Genomic DNA, 15,671 nt, shown 5'->3' with positions numbered 1-15,671 from the left:
ACCCTCGCACGCGCCTGTGACACCGACGCCGACGGCGGGCGACGAGACGCGGACGTCAGCGGTGGAAGGCGCGCTGGAGCCGCCTGCCCGGCATCCAGGTGGACGGCCGGCGCATCACCATCGACCCGGCCGAGTACTTCTTCCGCTTCGAGTCCAACACCTGGCTCGTCGCCGACTGGGAGCTGGTGAAGGCCCAGCTCCTCGACGTGGACGAGACGACCGAGAGCGCGGTCGAGCAGCTCGCGCTCGACTTCATCAAGAACCACGGCGAGTCCACGTCGGATGCCGCCTGCGTGCTGGCGACGGCGTACGGCGTGTACTCGTACCTCTTCCGCGAGGAGCACCTGGCCGCCCTCGGTCTGCCGCAGATCACCGCCGACCATCTGCGCATGCTGCGCGAGGCGGCCACGCTGATGGCGCTCAACAAGGTCGAGCTGGACGGGCACATCTCCAATGTCGGCCCCAGCACGGTGAGCTGTCCCTCACCGCGATCGGCCTCGCCGCGCACATCCAGTCGCTGCCCGACGGGGTCAGGATCGGCATCAGGTTCCTCGCCGACCGTTTCCCGGAGAGCGAGGCCCGGATCGCCGCCGCCCTGCGCGAACCGGAGGCCCACGGTTACCTGAAGCGCACCCGCGAGCGCCTCCCCAGCGGCCGGGTCGTCACCCGCACGGTCTCCTGCAACCAGCCCACCACCGATGCGAGCCCCGCTGCAGCGGCCGAGCCTCGGCCCAGGCCCGTCCGTCCGGTCCCTGAGCCTCCGGCCCCGACGCCCGCACCGGCCCCTGGACCCGCACCGGAGAAGGCCCCCGTGCCCCCGCCGGATTCGGAGAACGCCCCCACACCCGTACCGCGTCCGCCGCTTTCCCAGCCGCAGGTCCCCGACCTCGACCGTCACCGCGCGGCCACCGATCTCCTCGCGGGCCTGCGTCGCCACGAACCCCGACTGTTGCTGACCGAGGACGATGTCCGCCGACTGGCCCCCGCCGTCGCCACCTGGCTCGAACGCGACGCCCGCCCCGACGCCGTACGCCGCACCCTCGTCGCCGACCTGCCCGAGCCGCTGACACACCCGGCGGGCCTCCTCGCCCACCGCCTCGCTGCTCTCCTGCCACCACCGCTCCCCGCCGCTCCGGCCCGGGAAGCCGTGCCGCGTCCGGAGCCGCTCCAGAACTGCGACGGCTGCGACCGCGCCTTCCGGGCACCGGAGCCAGGTCACTGCCGCGACTGCCGATCCGATCTGATGGAGGCCGCATAGCATGAACGTGACGACCCTTGCCCCCGGGCACAGACGAGGAGCGCACGCCATGGCCATCGCCCCGGACGACGCGCAGCGGGACTCGTTCCGCTACCAGGCCATGCGCGACATCGTCGAACAGATGCGGGACAGCGTTCCCGGCAAGCTGGAGATCACCAAAGAAGGGATCGTGCACGACATGATGGCCCCGGGGCGTCCTCACGAGCTGACCGCAGCCCAGGTGAGCCGCCGCCTGGAGAAGCTGATGCCGGACGAGATCCTGGCCCATACGGGAACCCCGGATGTCGAGGCGGAGGCCGAGGGCATCATGCGACACCCCGACGTAATGGTGATCGCCGTGGATGACATGGAAGGGGAGGGCTCCTTCGACCCCCGTACGCTCATCGCCGCCATCGAAGTCGTCTCACGGTCCAACCCGGACAACGACTGGGTGAGCAAAATGCGGGATTACCCCCTGCTCGGCATCCCCGTCTACGCGATCTTCGATCCCCGCACGGGTACCGGCGCCGTCCTCTCCGAAATCCACCCGACGCCGGAAGGTCCGCGATACGCGATCCGCAAAGACTTCGTGTACGGCGAGGACGTCACCATCGGCGAGTGGACGATCTCGACCGACGCGCTCCCGCGTTACGCCTGACGCCCGCGCGGAGGCCCCGCCCGGCCCCGAACAGTCAGCCGTTGTGCGCCAGCCTCTTGGCGATCTTCCGTGCGTCCAGGGCCATTTCGCGGAACATGCCGCTGATCGGGTTGGTGAACCCGGCGAAGTACAGGCCGGGCGCCTGCTTGGGCGTGCGGCCGCCGTGCACCACCGGCCGGCCCCGTGCGTCCAGTACGCCGAGGTGGCCGACCAGCCTCTCCAGGGCCCGCCGGTAGCCGGTCGCCGCGATCACCGCGTCCGGGGTGATCCGGTCCCCGTCGGCCAGCACCACCACGTCCTTGTCGAACGACTCGACGGCTGCCACCGGCACCACCCGGCCGCTCTTCACCGCGTCGATCAGCCCCACGTCCTGCACCGGAATGGCGCCGTCCTTGACCCGTGAGTACAGGCCGGTGTCCGGGCGCGGGAGACCTTGCGCGGCGAGGTCGGGGACGGCGATCCTGGCCATCAGGCGCCCGGCTCTGTCGACGAGCCGGACCGGCAGCCTGCGTACCAGGATGCCGGTTGCCTGGGCGGGCCAGCCCGCGGTCGAGCGGCGCACGATGTGCGGCACGGTGCGCACGGCGATCCGCACCCGGGACGCCCCGCCCTCCAGCAGGTCCACGGCGATCTCCGCCCCCGTGTTGCCGATGCCGACGACGAGGACGTCCCTTCCCGCGTACGGGGCGGGATCGCGGTAGTCGGAGGCGTGCACCAGATCGCCGGTGAAGGTGTCGCGGCCGGACCAGTCGGGGATGCGCGGCGTGTGGTTGTAGCCGGTGGCGACGACGACGGCCCGGCCGGTCAGCACCCGGCCGCCGCTTGCGGTCAGCTGCCAGCCGGTGCCGTCCGCCGCCCGGTCGACACGGGTCACCTCGACGCCCGTCACCACTTCCAGCTCGTGGTGCTCGACGTACTTCTCCAGATAGCGCACCACATCGTCCCTACCCACCCAGCGTCCGAACCGGCGCGGCATCGCGAGTCCCGGCAGCGCGGACCAGCGCCGGGTCGTGTGGAGGTGCAGCCGGTCGTAGTGGCGGCGCCAGGAGGCCCCCACGTTCCCGGACTTCTCCAGCACGACGGCCCGTACCCCTCGCTCGCGCAGGGCCGCCGCGGTGGCGAGACCTCCCGGGCCGCCGCCGATCACGTACACGGGCCGGTCCTCGGTGAGGTCGGTGGGGGCCGGGGTGGGGCTACCGGCGGTAGGTGCTCTGTCGGGCATGGTTCGGAGCGTAATCGCGCACTTACTTGATGGGTCTCGGCCAAGACCGGAATCGGTTGCGAATCGATCACGGGTGTGTGGCCCTTGCGCGCCTCCTGCACGCCCCTTGCGCAAGCCGTCTCCATCAGGTGAACTGACGTACCGTCAGATTCAGTGAGCGGGAGGCCCCATGCAGACGATCTGGCTCGGCGGCGCCGAGTGGCTCGCCGTCCTCCGGATAGGCCTCGGCCTGTGGTGGCTGGAGAGCTGGCGGCACAAGGACAAGAAGGGCTGGTTCGAGCGCGGTACGGGCATCGCCTGGGCCGCGGACGTGGCGGGCAAGCACCGGTGGACGGCCGTGCGCACCGGATTCCAGCGGATCGTCGCCCCGCGCCCCAAGGCCATGGCCTACCTCGTCGTGTACGCCGAACTCGCCCTGGGCCTAGGCCTGATCGCCGGATTCCTCACCCCTGTCGCGCTCGTCGCCGGACTCCTCCTCAACCTTCTCTACCTCGTGCTGATGATCCACGACTGGGCCGAGCAGGGGCAGAACGCGATGATGGCGCTCATCTCGCTCGTCGCGCTGTTCGCGATGTCCTGGCAGACCTGGTCCCTCGACGACGCGATCGGACTTTTCCTGTGACCACGGCCGCCATACGTTTCGACCTCCCCGAGCCCGACGCCTTCACCCGCCCCTACTGGGACGCCGCCGCCCAGGGGCAGTTGCTGCTGCGCCGCTGTCGCGCCTGCGGGCGCGCCCACCACTACCCCCGCGAGTTCTGCCCGCACTGCTGGAGCGAGGACGTCACCTGGGAACGGGCGAGCGGACACGCAACGGTCTACACCTGGTCCGTCGTCCACCGCAACGACTTGCCGCCGTTCGGTGCCCGCGTCCCGTACGTCGCGGCCGTGGTCGACCTGGCCGAGGGGCCGCGGATGATGACGGAGATCGTGGGATGTGAGGAGTCCGGCCTCGCCATCGGCATGGCGCTGCGGGTGGCCTTCCGGCGGGAGGAGGGGGAAGAGGCCGTGCCGGTCTTCCAACCCGGAGACCGTTGAGGTCCACGCATGGAGTGCATGTGCATGTGCCTCAGCGCGGCTCAGTGCGGCTCAGCGCGGATCAGGGCTCGATGCTGCGCAGCTTGCGGCGTTCGCGGAAGTTCGGGTGGCGGACGACCACACCGCCCATGCCGCAGGAGCCCGTCAGCCGGAGGAGCGGGGCGCCGGGCTTCCTCTCGTCCGTGGTCCTGGCCTTCAGGCCGCCGAGTCCGTGGTCCAGGCTGTCGGTGTGTACGGTCCAGCCCTGCGGGATCACGATCTTCACCCCGCCCATCTCTCCGCGCACTTCCAGTTCGATCTCGCGCAGTCGGCACTCGGCGCGGGTGAAGTCGATCCTGACGCCGCCGATGCCGCCCTGGGCGCGTATCACCGGGGGCACCTTCCAGACGCCCGAGCGCGTCACGCCGTGCATGCCGCCCTTGAGGACCAGCGGCTCGCCCATGGCCACCTCGATGGGGACCAGGTCCTCGGTGAGGGGCGCGAGTTCGGCGTAGGTCTTGGCGGACAGTGCCTGCCCGAGCCGGGTGTCCAGCTCGTCCATGTCGATGCGGCCCTCGGCCGCCGCCTCCCGCAACTGCTCGACCACCGACTCGCGATCGGCATCCGAAGCGCGCATACGGTCGGCGGAACGGGAGGGCTCAGCAGTCATGGAAGCGATGATACGGGCGGGTGCGGTGCCGGGCCCCCTGTCATCGACCTCCCCGCGTCACAGCCCCGGCGCCCCCCACACCGGGAACCACCGGGCCAGATCCTTCTCCATCCGGAGGTCGTCCCCGAGTACCGCCCGGACCTGCAACTCCAGCTGGTTGTCACGCTTCTCGGCGCCGCCCGGCACCGGCGCGAACGGATAGAACGTGCCGCGCTTGTAGAGGTAGACCAGGGCCAACGGGCGGTCCCGCGCGTCCCGGAAACCGATCAGGGAGCAGAGCAGCTGCGGCCCGAAGCCGCCGTCCTGGAGCAGGGTGTTCACCGCGTGCAGGTCGTTGACCAGGGCGGCCGTGTCCTCGGCCGGCTGTCGGGCGAGCAACCAGGTGTAGCCGTACGTGTCCTGGCTGACCTCCACCGGAATGCCGCCCCGGTCGGTGTCGGCGTCGAGCAGTTCGCGCACGTCCTGCTGGATGCGGGCGAAGGTGCCGCCCTCGACGCCCGCGAAGCAGACCGAACCGAGGCCGGTGGGGGCGAACCCGGCGCCGGCCTGGAGGGTGAGGGCGGCGGAGGGCACGGCGAAGAGCTGGTCGAGGTCGGGGCGGACCGGTTTGCTGCGGCCCAGGATGGTGTCGAGAAGACCCATGAACGTTCCTTACGGGCGGGCGAGGTCGGCGGAGATGCGCGCCAGCTGGTCCAGGCGCTGTTCGAGGGTCGGGTGGGAGGAGAGCAGCCGGCTCAGGCTCTCCTTGGAGGAGAACGCGGGGACGAAGTAGAAGGCGTTGTACGGCTCTGCCTTCCGCAGGTCCTCGGTCGGGATGCGGGCCATCTGCCCGGTCACCTTGGTGAGCGCCGAGGCAAGCGCCGAGGGGCGGCCGGTGAGGAGGGCGGCGGTGCGGTCGGCGGAGAGTTCGCGGTAGCGCGAGAGCAGCCGGGTGAGCAGGAAGCTGAGGCAGTACACGACGGCGCTGACCAGCGGGATCAGCATGACCGCGATACCGACGGGGTCATTGGCCCTGCTGTTGCGGGAGAGGCCGCCCCACAGGGCGACGCGGGTGACGATGCCGGCGAGCACACCGAGGAACGAGGCGATCGTCATGACGGCGACATCGCGGTGCGCGACGTGCGACATCTCGTGCGCGAGTACGCCCTCCAGCTCCTCCGGCTCCAGTCTGCGCAGCAGTCCGGTGGTGGCGCATACGAGGGCGGTCTTCTCGTTCCGGCCGGTGGCGAAGGCGTTCGGCACGTCGCTCTGGGCGATCGCCACCCGGGGCTTGGGCATGTCGGCCAGGGCGCAGATCCGGTCGACGGTGCCGTGCAGCTCCGGCGCCTGCTCGGGGGTGACCTCCCGGGCGCCCATGCTGAAGGCCGCGATGCGGTCGCTGAACCAGAACTGGGCGATGAAGAGGCCGCCGGCGAAGATCAGAATGATCGGCCAGGCGCCGCGCAGCACCGCGAGCAGCACGCCGACCAGCACGACGTACAGCAGACCGATCAGGAACATGGTGGTCACCATGCGCGTGGTCAGCCCGCGGTCGGCGGCGTAACGGGAATGGGTTCGGCTCATCGGTGCCTCCAGTCCTCATCTGTCTCCCATAGTGCCCCTTTACGGTTGAATCCGAATAAATCTGCGGCTCTCGAGTGCCCCGTCTCCAGGGCCGGGCGGCCCGCGGGCACTGTCCCTACGGCCAGAGCAGTTCCCGCGTCCAGTGCGCACCGTCCCGGCGGTAGCGCAGCCGTACGTGTCGGCGCCCCGCGTCGCCCTGGAAGAACTCGACCTCCCGGGGCTCGACCACGTACCGCGTCCAGCTGGCCACCTCCGCGTCCGGCTCCGCCGACGCCCGTTCCCAGGCGGCGTCGGCGGTCCGGGCCAGTTCCTCCTGCGACTCCAGCACCTCGCTCTGCGACCCGGTCAGCGCCGATGCGAGCGCCCCGGTCGAGCGGGCGTGCAGATCGGCCAGGCTCTCCGCCCGGCTCGTCTCGGTGACCGGTCCCCGCACCCGTACCTGCCGCCCCTGCATTGGCCAGTAGAAGCCGAGCGCGGCATGCGGGTGGACGGCGAGCTGGCGGCCCTTCGCGCTGGTGCGGTGCGTGGCGAAGTGCCAGCCGCGCTCGTCCGCGTCGTGCAGCATCAGCGTCCGCACATCGGGCCGGCCCCCGGCGTCGACGGTGGCCAGCGACATCGTGTGCGGCTCGGCCTGCCCGGCGGCCACGGCCTCGGCGAACCAGGCGTGGAAGAGGGGGAGCGGGGCGGAGGGCGCGGCGTCCGGGTCGAAGGTGGGAAGGTCCACGTCCCACACGCGCTGGGCGTGGAGCAGGTCCAGGAAACTCTGCTGTGCGTCGGTCTTCTGTGCGTCGCTCATGGCCCCATTGCAGCGCATGGCACCAGCGTGCGGGGTGTCGGGAGAGTCACCGTAGCGCAGGGAGACACGGCGAGCTACGCTCGTGGAATGAAGACCATCACGCAGCGGGAGTTCCGGAACAACTCCGCAGAAGTCATGAACGCCGTGGAGGCGGGCGAGGTCTTTCACATCACCCGCAACGGAATAGAGGTCGCGGAGCTGCGGCCGCTCACCCGGAAGCGGCAGTTGAGTGCGGAGGAGCTGGTGGCCAGGCACCGTCGGCTTCCCCGTGTGGACGGTGCGCTGATGCGGCGCGAGGCCGATGCGTTCTTCGGGGCCGAGGACCGGGTCGGGGACGACGACCCGTGGGAGCGCGAGCGTGGCTGAGCGGCATGACGTGGGGGTGCTCGACACCTGCACATATATCGACCTCGATCTGCTGCGAGCCGAGGACCTGCCCGTCCTCCCGGCGCTCACCGCCGTGACGATGGCCGAGCTTCAGCAGGGCGTGGCGATGGCCGAGGACCCCGGCGTGCGGGTGGCCCGGATGGAGAAGCTCGGCGCCGCCGTAGCCGACTTCGAACCGCTTCCCTTCGACGGGGAAGCCGCCGCCCGCTACGGGAGCCTGGTGGCTCTGGTGGTCGCTGCCCGGCGTGATTCCCGACCTCGGCGCATGGACCTGATGATCGCGTCCATCGCCTCGGTCAGGGGGCTGCCGCTTTTCACGCGCAACGCGGAAGACTTCAAGGGACTGGAGGGGGCGCTCACGGTCGTCGCGGTGTGACCGGCAGCCCCCGCCCGAACCCTCACCCCCGCCCCAGCACCACCGTCCCCGACGAGCAGAACCAGCCGCCCGTCCCCGATGCCACCGCCAGCTCAGGCAGCCGTCCGCCCGCCCTGCGCACCTGGCGCTCGCCCGCCTCGCCGCGCAGCTGCCGTACTGCCTCGACCAGCAGGAACAGTCCGCGCATCCCGGGGTGGCAGGCGGACAGGCCGCCCCCGTCCGTGTTGACCGGCAGCTCGCCCGTCAGGCCGGTCCGGCCCTTCTCCACGAACGCGCCGCCCTCCCCCTTCGCGCAGAAACCCAGGTCCTCCAGCGTCACCAGCGTCATATAGGTGAACGCGTCATAGATCTCGGCGAGATCGATGTCCGCGGGCCGCACCCCCGCCCGTTCGAACGCCAGGCGGCCCGAGACCGCCGCGGGGGAGACCGTGAAATCGTCCCACTCGGACATGGTGGAGTGCGAGACGTGCTCACCCGTACCGAGGATCCACACCGGTTCCTTCGCCGTGTCCGGTACGTACTCCTCGGCGGCCAGCAGCACCGCGCAGCCGCCGTCGCTGCGGATGCAGCAGTGCAGCTTGGTGAACGGGTCCGCGATCACCGGCCCCGACATCACGTCGTCCACCGTTATCGGCTCACGGAACATCGCGTCCGGGTTGGCCGCCGCGTTCGCCCGTGCCTGGACCGCCACCTCGGCGAGCTGCTCCGGCGTCGTCCCGTACTCGTGCATATGGCGGCGGGCGGCCATCGCGTACTTGGCGATCAGCGAGTGCCCGTACGGCACCTCGAACTGGAGCGGGCCGCGCGCCCCGAAGGAGAGATTGGACGTCCGGCGACCCGCCTTGATGTCCGCGCGCGCCGTCGACCCGTACACCAGCAGAACGGCATTGGCGTGACCCGCCGCGATGGCGTCCGCCGCATGGGCCGCCATCACCTCCCAGGTCGAGCCGCCGACCGCGGTGGAGTCCACCCAGGTGGGTTTCAGCCCCAGATACTCGGCGACCTCGACCGGGGCGAGCGTGCCGAGTCCGGCGGAGGCGAAACCGTCGACGACGGACCGGTCCAGACCCGAATCGGCCAGTGCCCGGCGGGCGGCCTGGGCGTGCAGTGCGTACGGCGTGGCCTCGTCGATGCGTCCGCAGTCGGCGAGGGATATGCCGACGACAGCGACCTTGCGGTGGGAAGAAGGCATGAATCTGACGGTACATCAGATAGTGGGTGCGCGGACCGCTCGGTGGGGCGGGATCTTCCCGGCCGCTCCCGGTGCGCGACTCTGGGAATCTCGCAGATTCACCCCTAGCATGACGGGCCGTCAGATCAGAGGCCGAAGGCCCCTGAGGGGAAGGAGCCCGACGATGGATGCCGCCTTCACCGCGGAACAGGACGAGATCCGCCGCACCCTGCGCGAACTGCTGGCCAAACGCAGTGGACCCGACGACGTCAGGAGTGCCGTACGGACCGCCGACGGGTACGACGAGACCCTGTGGCGACAGCTCGCCCAGGACCTCGGGCTGCCCGGGCTCGCCCTCCCTCAGGAGTACGGAGGCGTCGGCTGCGGCCTGGCCGAGCTCGCCGTCGCCTGTGAGGAGACCGGTCGCGCCCTGCTGCCGTCGCCCCTGATCGCCACCGCCGCACTCGCCGCGCCCCTGATCGCCGCCCTCGGTACCGAGGCCCAGCGCACCGCCCTGCTGCCGCGCATCGCCGCCGGCGGACTGACCGCGACCCTGGCCGTCCCCGGCGGCTCGCTCGCCATGGCACTCGGCCTCACCGGTGACCCCACCGGCGGCGCCTGGGCGGGTGGCGGCCGGGCGGGCGGAATGCAGGCCAGGCCGGTCGGCGGCGCGGGGGGCTGGCGGCTGTACGGGGAGGCCGCCCAGGTCCTCGACGGGCACAGCGCGGGACTTCTCCTGATCGCCGCCCACACCGGCGGCTTCCCGCGCAGCCGTACGCTCCTCTTCCTGGTCCGCCCGGACACGGCGGCCGGAATCGTCCGCACCCGCCGGACCTCGCTGGACGAGACCCGCCCGCTGGCCCGCATCGAACTCCGTGACACCGAGGCCGAACTCCTCGGCGCGGACGACACCGTGGACGTCACCGACGCGCTCGCCCCGGCAGGACGCGGGGTCGCCGCACTGCTCGCCGCTCAGTCGGTGGGGGCGGCGGCGAGCGCACTGGAGCGGACCGTCGAATACGTGAAGACGCGCGAACAGTTCGGCCGGGCGATCGGCTCCTTCCAGGCCGTGAAGCACCGCCTCGCGGATCTGTACGTACGGGTGCAGGCGGCTCGTTCCGCCGCGTACTACGCGGCCTGGGACCCGGCGGCCGGGGGCCTCGCGCTCGCCCAGGCCCTGGAGGCGCTGCGGATCACCACCGCCGAGGCCGTCCAGCTGCACGGCGGGATCGGCTTCACCTGGGAACACGAGGCACATCTGTACTTCAAGCGGGCCGCTGCCGACGAACTGCTCTTCGGCCCCGTCCACCGGCTCCGCGACCATGCGGCACAGCAGGCCGGACTGTTCGCACCGTCGAACGGGCAGCCGTCCGCGTCCCCGGCGTTCGCCACCCCGGGATCGGTCGAGCAGGTGGCGGTCTGATGGCGCCCGGCGTCCGGCTGATCCAGAAGGTGTCCTCGACCCGCACGTTCGCGAGGATCGCCCCGCATGTCATCCCCGCCATGGACCGTACGGTGCACCGGCTCACGCGCGGCAAGGTGCTGCTCAGCGCCCGGATGCTGCCGGGGCTGATCCTGACGGTGCCGGGCGCGAGGAGCGGGCAGCTCAGGACCACTCCGCTGGCCTGCATGCCGGAGAACGGGGCGGAGCAGAGCTGGATCCTGGTCGGCAGCAATTTCGGCCGTACGGGGCATCCGGCCTGGACCGCGAATCTGCTGGCCGGTCCCGGCAAGGCCGTCGTCAACTGGAGGGGCCGGGACATTCCGGTGCGCGCCACACTGCTGCAGGGCGCGGAACGGGATGCGGTGTGGCAGACGGCGCTGAAGTTCTGGCCGCCCTATGCGACGTATCAGGCGCGGATAGAGCGGGAGATCCGGCTCTTCAGGCTGGAACGGCGGAGTGACGCCGCGACTTGACGAGGCCGGACGCGGAAGCGGTGCGTGGGGACCGCGGGTTTTGGTGATGCGCGAAAACCGTGCGTGGGAAAGGCCGTTGGAGCGATCGGTGGAACGGTCCGGGTGCACCGACGGCGGACCACATGTGTGGTCCGCCGTCGGTGAGACAGGACCTGGGGCGCCCGGAATCGCCGCGCGGTGCCCAGTGGGGAAGGGGCCCGGTGCGGCGCTACTTGGTCGGCTTCTTGCCGGTGATGCCCAGATGCACCAACAGTGCGAGATTCGGCTTGAGTTCGGCCTGCTTCACGCCCCAGGTCGTAAAGCCCTTCTGGTGCGAGGCGACCGCGGCCAGCATCGCGACAAGCGAGCCCGCCATCGCGGCGGCGCTGACGTCCTTGTCGACCTTGCCCTTGGCCTGGAGCTCCTTCACCGAATCCGTAAGGGAGTTGGTGACCGAGTTCAGGATCTTCATGCGGATCTTGTAGAACCGCTTGTCGCCCTCGGCCGCTCCGAGGTCGACCACACGCAGGATCGCGTCATGATGTCGCCAGAAGTCGAGGAATCCCTCGACGAGTTCTTCGGCGGTCTGCCGGCCGGCCTTGCCGACCCAGGAGCGGCCTGCGACCAGTTCGGTCAAACCGGCGCCCTCCTTGGCCATTTCTTCGGCGATTTCGAGGACGGCGCCCTCGACGTCGGGGAAGTATTGGTAGAAGGTCGCGGGTGAAGTCCCCGCCTTCCGGGCGACGTCGATGACTTTGACGTCCCGGTACGGCGAGGAACTGAGCATCTCGCTGAGGCAGTCGAGCAGCTTCTGCCGCGTCGCCTGTCCGCGTCGACCGGCCACGCGGCCGTCGACGGTGCGCACTTGTCCTGTCATGCCGTCAGCTTACCGAGGGGGGATCGGAGCGCGATTCGGCCGACTGCAAATGGGGAGCACCGCAGGCGGGGTGGGGGGAGTGGCCGGATATCGACGGATGCGCCCCACGGGGCTGATAAGTCTTATCAACAGCCTGTGGATAACTTCCGTGGATAACTTTCCGTGACGCCGTGGGCGGGGCGCTCTTGTATCGAAAATGAGTTCGATGCAGACGGTCGGGGCGCGGCGCATGCCACCCGCGGTTACGTTTGGTGTGACGAGCGTCACTGTCACGAACCTGCGAACGGCCGCGAACGACCGCGGACAACTGCGAACAAACCGCGAACGACCGCGACCGACCGCGACGGAAGGACCCGGGCCCATGGCCGCATTCGCGCAATCCGCGCCGTGCTGGGTGGATGTGCAGCTTCCCGACCTCGAAGCGGGCAAGCGCTTCTACGGCGAGCTGTTCGGCTGGACCTTCCGGGCCGGCGACGGCCCGTACGCGGACGCACTCAGCGAGGGGAAGCTCGTCGCCGCACTCGCCGCCAAGCAGGACGGCCGGATGCCGACCGCCTGGGGCGTCTACTTCGCCACCGACGACATCGTCGCGACCGTCGCCCGCATCAGGGAGGCGGGCGGTCAGGTGATCACCGACCCCGTCCGGGCGGGCCGGGCCGGAGCGCTCGCCCAGGCGGCCGACCCCGGCGGAGCGGTCTTCGGGCTCTGGCAGGCCGGTGACCGCGAAGGCTTCCAGAAGCAGAACGAACCAGGTTCCTTCTGCTGGACCGAGGTCCACACCCGGCAGAAGGACCGTGTCGACGCCTTCTACGAGGAGGTCTTCGGCTTCCAGGGCACCGATCTCGACGCCTCCGGCGCGGGCGAGTGGGGCGTCGACTTCCGCATGTGGTCCCCGGCCGGCACGGAACCCGGACCGGACACCGCGGTCGGCGGGCGCAGCGTCATCACCGATGCCTTCCCGGCCGAGATGCCCAGCTACTTCCTCAGCTACTTCGCCGTCGAGGAATGCAATGCCGCCGCCGGACACGCCGTACGCCTCGGCGGCCGCATCTCCGCGCCGCCCTTCGACATCCCGTACGGGAGGATGGCGGTCCTCCAGGACGATCAAGGTGCCGTGTTCGCCGTACTTCAGCCCCCTGTGTCCGGGAAGAGGGCAGAGTGAGCTGTGACACCCTGGTCCGCCCCCGGGTTCGCAACCAGAGCCTCAGCCAGGAACAATCGGGGTGCGCACCGCCGGGTGGTGCCCAGTGGTGAGACGCCGTACAGGGCGGGTTTTCGCGGGCTTCTGTTCCTGAGGCCCGTACGGGGAGGTGGCAGGGCAAGTGGTGGAGCAGCTGACACAGCACGACCCGAGGCGGATCGGCCCGTTCGAGGTGCTGGGACGGCTCGGGGCCGGTGGCATGGGGCTGGTCTATCTCGCCCGCTCGGCTTCGGGCCGGCGGGTGGCGATCAAGACGGTACGTGCGGAGCTCGCCGAGGACCAGCTGTTCAGGGTCCGCTTCACGCGCGAGGTGGAGGCAGCCCGGGCGGTCAGCGGTTTCTACACGGCCGCGGTGGTGGACGCCGACCCGCGGGCCGCCGTGCCGTGGCTGGCCACCGCTTATGTGCCCGCCCCGTCGCTCGAAGAGATAGTGAATGAGTGCGGGCCCATGCCGGTCCAGGCGGTGCGCTGGCTGGCCGCCGGTAACGCCGAGGCGCTCCAGTCGATCCACGGTGCGGGGCTCGTCCACCGCGACATGAAGCCGTCGAACGTGCTCGTCGTCGAGGACGGCCCGCGGGTGATCGACTTCGGGATCGCGTCCGGGGTCTCCAACACCCGGTTGACCATGACGAATGTCGCCGTCGGCACGCCCGCTTACATGTCGCCCGAGCAGGCGCGGGACTCGCGCAGCGTCACGGGCGCCAGCGATGTCTTCTCGCTCGGCTCGACGCTGGTCTTCGCCGCCACCGGCCATGCGCCGTTCCACGGCGCCAACCCCGTCGAGACGGTCTTCATGCTGCTGCGCGAGGGCCCCGATCTGGAGGGCCTGCCCGACGAACTGCGGCCGCTGATCGAGTCCTGCATGCAGATGGACGCCGGGCTGCGGCCCACCCCCGCCGATCTGCAGGCCCAGCTCGCTCCGCACCTCTTCGCCTCCGGCAGCGACGACAGCGGTACGGCTTCGGCATGGCTGCCGACCTCCGCCACCGCGATGATCGAGCAGCGCCGCGGCGGAGGCCGCAAGACCGCGGCTCCCGCGCCCGCTCCGGCCCCCGTGCCGCCGCCGCCCCAGCAGCCGCCCGGCGCCGACCGGGACAGCACCGCCTGGCGCAGCGGCGCCGACCTGCGCTCCCCGGCCGCCGCGTCCGCGCAGCTGCCCGACGGGGGCGGTCCGGTGCGGCTGCCCGGTGCGAAGGTGCCGATCGGCCCCGGCCCGCGCGCCCAGGACGTACGGGCCACCGCCACGGCCACCGCGGACGCCGGCCCAGCGACCGGCTGGGTGCGCCCGCCCACCGGGGTGAACGGCACAGCCGCCGCCGCGTCGGCCCCCCTGCCCGCGCCCGCGCACGCGCCCGAGACCGCGCCCCCGGGCCCGGACCGCTGGCGGCCCTGGCGGTTCCGGATGTCCAACGACGTCTGGGGGACGCCCGTCGTCGCCGGGGACCTCCTCTACGTCACGTCGTTCGAGGTGCACGCCCTGGATGTCGGCAACGGGCGGCGCCAGTTCAAGACCCGGGACGTGGCCTGGGTGATGGCCGTCGAGGGCGGCCGTATCCACGCCTCCGACGGGCCGTCGCTGTACGCCCTGGACGCGGCGACCGGCGCCGAGCGGTGGCGGCTGCAGACAGATGCCTGGGTGTACTCCCTCAAGGCCGACCGCGGCACCGTCGTCACCGGCACCCGGGGCGGTGGCGTCCAGGCGTGGGAGGCGTCCACGGGCGAGAAGCTGTGGGAGACCAGCGGCGTACAGACCGACTTCGAGACGGCGGAGGCCGGGCCCGCGATCCACGACGGCACGGTCTACCTGTGGCAGGACGCCCGGCTGCGCGCCGTCGACGCCCGTACCGGCATCGAACGCTGGTCGTACCCCATCGGCGATGCGGCCTCCTGCGGCGGTGTGCCGGTCCGGGTGACCGCGGCGCCGGACGGTTTCGTGTACGTCAGCGCGGGGGCCCGGGTCCTGGCCGTCGACACCGTGTCCGGTCATGTCCGCTGGCACTTCGAGTCGCCCGCGGTCTTCCTCTCCCCGCCCGCGTTCGCACCCGGGCCCGCCGTCACCGGCGGCGGCGTGTACCTCGCCGACTACCTCGGCACGGTGTACGCGATCGACGCCTCGACCGGCAAGGACCGCTGGCGCATCGCCACGGAGGCCCGTCAGTCGATCGAACCGGTCCTGGTCACGGCCGGGCACGTCCATGTCGGCAGCGGCAGCGCCCTGTACACGCTCGACGCGGTCACCGGCACCCCGAAGTGGCGGTTCGCGGCAGGCGGCGAGGTGGTGGGGGCCCCGGTGGTCGCCGACGGCCGGGTCCACTTCGGCTCCGCCGACCACGTCCTGTACACCCTGGACGCGGCGGGCGGCCAACTCCGCTGGAAGCTGGCGACGGGCGGCGAGATCACGGGTTCGCCGGTGGCGCGGGGCGGTGTCGTGTACGCGTGCAGCAAGGACCGCTGCGTCTACGCGCTGGACGCGCTGAAGGGAACGGGCACGGGCAACCGCCCCCGGACGTAGAGCATCGGCCACGCCGAGCCTGCCCCGCGCTCGACGAACCGCGTCGGCCACATCGAGCCCGTCCGGCGATTGAGGACGGAACCCCAGG

At 71.2% G+C, this 15,671-nt stretch carries 17 protein-coding genes and 1 pseudogene; 11 read left to right on the top strand and 7 right to left on the bottom strand.

Translation table 11 applies throughout. The features are described from left to right. Nucleotides 1-83: 83 nt before the first annotated feature. The 3 genes and pseudogenes from OG953_RS18460 to OG953_RS18450 form a co-directional block, all read left to right on the top strand. Nucleotides 84-464: pseudogene (locus OG953_RS18460) on the top strand (hypothetical protein); the annotation flags it as partial. An 11-nt stretch (nucleotides 465-475) separates the two neighbouring features. Next, nucleotides 476-1,258 carry a helix-turn-helix domain-containing protein gene (locus OG953_RS18455; protein WP_405691906.1) on the top strand — a complete coding sequence of 261 codons (783 nt, stop codon included), beginning with the start codon at nucleotides 476-478 and terminating at the stop codon, nucleotides 1,256-1,258. Nucleotides 1,259-1,307: 49 nt separating this feature from the next. Beyond that, nucleotides 1,308-1,895, top strand: coding sequence for a Uma2 family endonuclease (locus tag OG953_RS18450; protein WP_405685474.1), 588 nt, complete (start codon nucleotides 1,308-1,310; stop codon nucleotides 1,893-1,895). A gap of 34 nt (nucleotides 1,896-1,929) precedes the next feature. Here the strand turns inward: OG953_RS18450 and OG953_RS18445 are convergent, their stop codons facing one another. Next, nucleotides 1,930-3,117, bottom strand: a complete 1,188-nt coding sequence (locus tag OG953_RS18445) for a flavin-containing monooxygenase (RefSeq protein WP_405685473.1) — start codon at nucleotides 3,115-3,117, stop codon at nucleotides 1,930-1,932. A 169-nt stretch (nucleotides 3,118-3,286) separates the two neighbouring features. Here OG953_RS18445 and OG953_RS18440 point away from each other — a divergent pair, with 169 nt between their 5' ends. Then, nucleotides 3,287-3,739, top strand: coding sequence for a DoxX family protein (locus OG953_RS18440; RefSeq protein WP_405685472.1), 453 nt, complete (start codon nucleotides 3,287-3,289; stop codon nucleotides 3,737-3,739). Beyond that, nucleotides 3,736-4,155: a Zn-ribbon domain-containing OB-fold protein gene (locus OG953_RS18435; RefSeq protein WP_405685470.1), complete on the top strand. Its 420-nt coding sequence runs from the start codon at nucleotides 3,736-3,738 to the stop codon at nucleotides 4,153-4,155. Before OG953_RS18440 ends, OG953_RS18435 begins: the two co-directional genes overlap by 4 nt. A 61-nt stretch (nucleotides 4,156-4,216) precedes the next feature. Here OG953_RS18435 and OG953_RS18430 read toward each other — a convergent pair whose 3' ends face one another. The 4 genes from OG953_RS18430 to OG953_RS18415 form a co-directional block, all read right to left on the bottom strand. Next, entirely contained in the window at nucleotides 4,217-4,804 is a 588-nt protein-coding gene (locus OG953_RS18430) for a DUF1707 domain-containing protein (protein ID WP_405685468.1), read from the bottom strand. A 57-nt stretch (nucleotides 4,805-4,861) separates the two neighbouring features. After that, complete coding sequence (locus OG953_RS18425; protein WP_405685467.1) at nucleotides 4,862-5,446, bottom strand: hypothetical protein; 585 nt, start codon at nucleotides 5,444-5,446, stop codon at nucleotides 4,862-4,864. 9 nt (nucleotides 5,447-5,455) lie between these two features. Then, the gene (htpX, locus tag OG953_RS18420) at nucleotides 5,456-6,367 is read right to left on the bottom strand and encodes a zinc metalloprotease HtpX (RefSeq protein WP_405685465.1); all 912 of its coding nucleotides are present in this window, start codon (nucleotides 6,365-6,367) and stop codon (nucleotides 5,456-5,458) included. A 115-nt stretch (nucleotides 6,368-6,482) separates the two neighbouring features. Beyond that, the gene (locus tag OG953_RS18415) at nucleotides 6,483-7,163 is read right to left on the bottom strand and encodes a pyridoxal 5'-phosphate synthase (protein ID WP_405685464.1); all 681 of its coding nucleotides are present in this window, start codon (nucleotides 7,161-7,163) and stop codon (nucleotides 6,483-6,485) included. An 87-nt stretch (nucleotides 7,164-7,250) separates the two neighbouring features. On the opposite strand from OG953_RS18415, the gene OG953_RS18410 reads away from it, so the two are divergent. Together OG953_RS18410 and OG953_RS18405 are read left to right on the top strand one after the other, a co-directional pair. Continuing rightward, nucleotides 7,251-7,529, top strand: a complete 279-nt coding sequence (locus OG953_RS18410; RefSeq protein WP_405685462.1) for a type II toxin-antitoxin system Phd/YefM family antitoxin — start codon at nucleotides 7,251-7,253, stop codon at nucleotides 7,527-7,529. Then, nucleotides 7,522-7,926: a type II toxin-antitoxin system VapC family toxin gene (locus tag OG953_RS18405; RefSeq protein WP_405685461.1), complete on the top strand. Its 405-nt coding sequence runs from the start codon at nucleotides 7,522-7,524 to the stop codon at nucleotides 7,924-7,926. The genes OG953_RS18410 and OG953_RS18405 overlap by 8 nt, the downstream gene beginning before the upstream one ends. Nucleotides 7,927-7,948: 22 nt before the next feature. On the opposite strand, the gene OG953_RS18400 is transcribed toward OG953_RS18405, so the two are convergent. After that, a complete protein-coding gene (locus OG953_RS18400; protein ID WP_405685459.1) occupies nucleotides 7,949-9,118 on the bottom strand; it encodes a thiolase C-terminal domain-containing protein in 1,170 nt (389 codons plus the stop codon). 163 nt (nucleotides 9,119-9,281) lie between these two features. Here OG953_RS18400 and OG953_RS18395 point away from each other — a divergent pair, with 163 nt between their 5' ends. After that, nucleotides 9,282-10,520: an acyl-CoA dehydrogenase family protein gene (locus OG953_RS18395; protein ID WP_405685457.1), complete on the top strand. Its 1,239-nt coding sequence runs from the start codon at nucleotides 9,282-9,284 to the stop codon at nucleotides 10,518-10,520. Next, nucleotides 10,520-11,014 carry a nitroreductase family deazaflavin-dependent oxidoreductase gene (locus OG953_RS18390; protein WP_405685456.1) on the top strand — a complete coding sequence of 165 codons (495 nt, stop codon included), beginning with the start codon at nucleotides 10,520-10,522 and terminating at the stop codon, nucleotides 11,012-11,014. Before OG953_RS18395 ends, OG953_RS18390 begins: the two co-directional genes overlap by 1 nt. Nucleotides 11,015-11,222: 208 nt before the next feature. Here OG953_RS18390 and OG953_RS18385 read toward each other — a convergent pair whose 3' ends face one another. Beyond that, on the bottom strand, nucleotides 11,223-11,870 hold the full coding sequence (locus tag OG953_RS18385; RefSeq protein WP_405685454.1) for a TetR family transcriptional regulator: 648 nt from the start codon (nucleotides 11,868-11,870) through the stop codon (nucleotides 11,223-11,225). A gap of 361 nt (nucleotides 11,871-12,231) precedes the next feature. Between OG953_RS18385 and OG953_RS18380 the strand changes: the two genes are divergently transcribed. Together OG953_RS18380 and OG953_RS18375 are read left to right on the top strand one after the other, a co-directional pair. Beyond that, nucleotides 12,232-13,032, top strand: coding sequence for a VOC family protein (locus OG953_RS18380; protein WP_405685453.1), 801 nt, complete (start codon nucleotides 12,232-12,234; stop codon nucleotides 13,030-13,032). A gap of 160 nt (nucleotides 13,033-13,192) precedes the next feature. Next, nucleotides 13,193-15,583 carry a serine/threonine-protein kinase gene (locus OG953_RS18375; protein WP_405685451.1) on the top strand — a complete coding sequence of 797 codons (2,391 nt, stop codon included), beginning with the start codon at nucleotides 13,193-13,195 and terminating at the stop codon, nucleotides 15,581-15,583. Nucleotides 15,584-15,671: the final 88 nt, after the last annotated feature.

Origin of the sequence: Streptomyces sp. NBC_00057 (assembly GCF_045041165.1) — a bacterium.
Lineage (GTDB): Bacteria > Actinomycetota > Actinomycetes > Streptomycetales > Streptomycetaceae > Streptomyces.
The sequence above is the reverse complement of the archived record's forward strand: the minus strand, read 5'-3'. Positions and strand labels throughout refer to the sequence as shown.

What these genes read in the sequence shown, in the direction of transcription:
- OG953_RS18450 (WP_405685474.1), top strand. Translation starts at nt 1,308, where the DNA reads ATGGCCATCGCCCCGGACGACGCGCAGCGGGACTCGTTCCGCTACCAG.
- OG953_RS18445 (WP_405685473.1), bottom strand. Translation starts at nt 3,117, where the DNA reads ATGCCCGACAGAGCACCTACCGCCGGTAGCCCCACCCCGGCCCCCACC.
- OG953_RS18440 (WP_405685472.1), top strand. Translation starts at nt 3,287, where the DNA reads ATGCAGACGATCTGGCTCGGCGGCGCCGAGTGGCTCGCCGTCCTCCGG.
- OG953_RS18430 (WP_405685468.1), bottom strand. Translation starts at nt 4,804, where the DNA reads ATGACTGCTGAGCCCTCCCGTTCCGCCGACCGTATGCGCGCTTCGGAT.
- OG953_RS18425 (WP_405685467.1), bottom strand. Translation starts at nt 5,446, where the DNA reads ATGGGTCTTCTCGACACCATCCTGGGCCGCAGCAAACCGGTCCGCCCC.
- htpX (WP_405685465.1), bottom strand. Translation starts at nt 6,367, where the DNA reads ATGAGCCGAACCCATTCCCGTTACGCCGCCGACCGCGGGCTGACCACG.
- OG953_RS18415 (WP_405685464.1), bottom strand. Translation starts at nt 7,163, where the DNA reads ATGAGCGACGCACAGAAGACCGACGCACAGCAGAGTTTCCTGGACCTG.
- OG953_RS18410 (WP_405685462.1), top strand. Translation starts at nt 7,251, where the DNA reads ATGAAGACCATCACGCAGCGGGAGTTCCGGAACAACTCCGCAGAAGTC.
- OG953_RS18400 (WP_405685459.1), bottom strand. Translation starts at nt 9,118, where the DNA reads ATGCCTTCTTCCCACCGCAAGGTCGCTGTCGTCGGCATATCCCTCGCC.
- OG953_RS18395 (WP_405685457.1), top strand. Translation starts at nt 9,282, where the DNA reads ATGGATGCCGCCTTCACCGCGGAACAGGACGAGATCCGCCGCACCCTG.
- OG953_RS18390 (WP_405685456.1), top strand. Translation starts at nt 10,520, where the DNA reads ATGGCGCCCGGCGTCCGGCTGATCCAGAAGGTGTCCTCGACCCGCACG.
- OG953_RS18385 (WP_405685454.1), bottom strand. Translation starts at nt 11,870, where the DNA reads ATGACAGGACAAGTGCGCACCGTCGACGGCCGCGTGGCCGGTCGACGC.
- OG953_RS18380 (WP_405685453.1), top strand. Translation starts at nt 12,232, where the DNA reads ATGGCCGCATTCGCGCAATCCGCGCCGTGCTGGGTGGATGTGCAGCTT.